The organism is Pseudomonas sp. GW821-FHT01E10, from assembly GCF_059422365.1.
In genome coordinates this window covers 1-1,271 of sequence record NZ_JBWKWT010000041.1, presented here as the reverse complement: position 1 = coordinate 1,271, position 1,271 = coordinate 1, and the positions used below count along the sequence as shown (strand labels likewise).

The 1,271-nt window shown below is 53.2% G+C and carries 1 rRNA gene (running past one end of the window); it reads left to right on the top strand.

Annotated elements, in window-relative coordinates:
- Positions 1–1,174, top strand: a 23S ribosomal RNA gene (locus tag AC07V0_RS29920) (it extends 1,814 nt beyond the left edge of the window).
- Positions 1,175–1,271 lie beyond the last annotated feature (97 nt).

The window sequence follows — 1,271 nt, the reverse complement described above, 5'->3', positions numbered from 1 at the left end:
GCTGCGTAAGCCCACGCCGGTCGAAGATACCAGGCCGCTGCGACTGTTTATTAAAAACACAGCACTCTGCAAACACGAAAGTGGACGTATAGGGTGTGACGCCTGCCCGGTGCCGGAAGGTTAATTGATGGGGTTAGCTAACGCGAAGCTCTTGATCGAAGCCCCGGTAAACGGCGGCCGTAACTATAACGGTCCTAAGGTAGCGAAATTCCTTGTCGGGTAAGTTCCGACCTGCACGAATGGCGTAACGATGGCGGCGCTGTCTCCACCCGAGACTCAGTGAAATTGAAATCGCTGTGAAGATGCAGTGTATCCGCGGCTAGACGGAAAGACCCCGTGAACCTTTACTATAGCTTTGCACTGGACTTTGAATTTGCTTGTGTAGGATAGGTGGGAGGCTTTGAAGCGTGGACGCCAGTTCGCGTGGAGCCATCCTTGAAATACCACCCTGGCAACTTTGAGGTTCTAACTCAGGTCCGTTATCCGGATCGAGGACAGTGTATGGTGGGTAGTTTGACTGGGGCGGTCTCCTCCTAAAGAGTAACGGAGGAGTACGAAGGTGCGCTCAGACCGGTCGGAAATCGGTCGTAGAGTATAAAGGCAAAAGCGCGCTTGACTGCGAGACAGACACGTCGAGCAGGTACGAAAGTAGGTCTTAGTGATCCGGTGGTTCTGTATGGAAGGGCCATCGCTCAACGGATAAAAGGTACTCCGGGGATAACAGGCTGATACCGCCCAAGAGTTCATATCGACGGCGGTGTTTGGCACCTCGATGTCGGCTCATCACATCCTGGGGCTGAAGCCGGTCCCAAGGGTATGGCTGTTCGCCATTTAAAGTGGTACGCGAGCTGGGTTTAGAACGTCGTGAGACAGTTCGGTCCCTATCTGCCGTGGACGTTTGAGATTTGAGAGGGGCTGCTCCTAGTACGAGAGGACCGGAGTGGACGAACCTCTGGTGTTCCGGTTGTCACGCCAGTGGCATTGCCGGGTAGCTATGTTCGGAATAGATAACCGCTGAAAGCATCTAAGCGGGAAACTAGCCTCAAGATGAGATCTCACTGGGACCTTGAGTCCCCTGAAGGGCCGTCGAAGACTACGACGTTGATAGGTTGGGTGTGTAAGCGCTGTGAGGCGTTGAGCTAACCAATACTAATTGCCCGTGAGGCTTGACCATATAACACCCAAGCAATTTGCTGATCCGAAAGGACACCAGATTGCGGTGTGTGAAGACGCAATGAACCGAAAGTTCGCAAGCATTCACAAAAACCGCA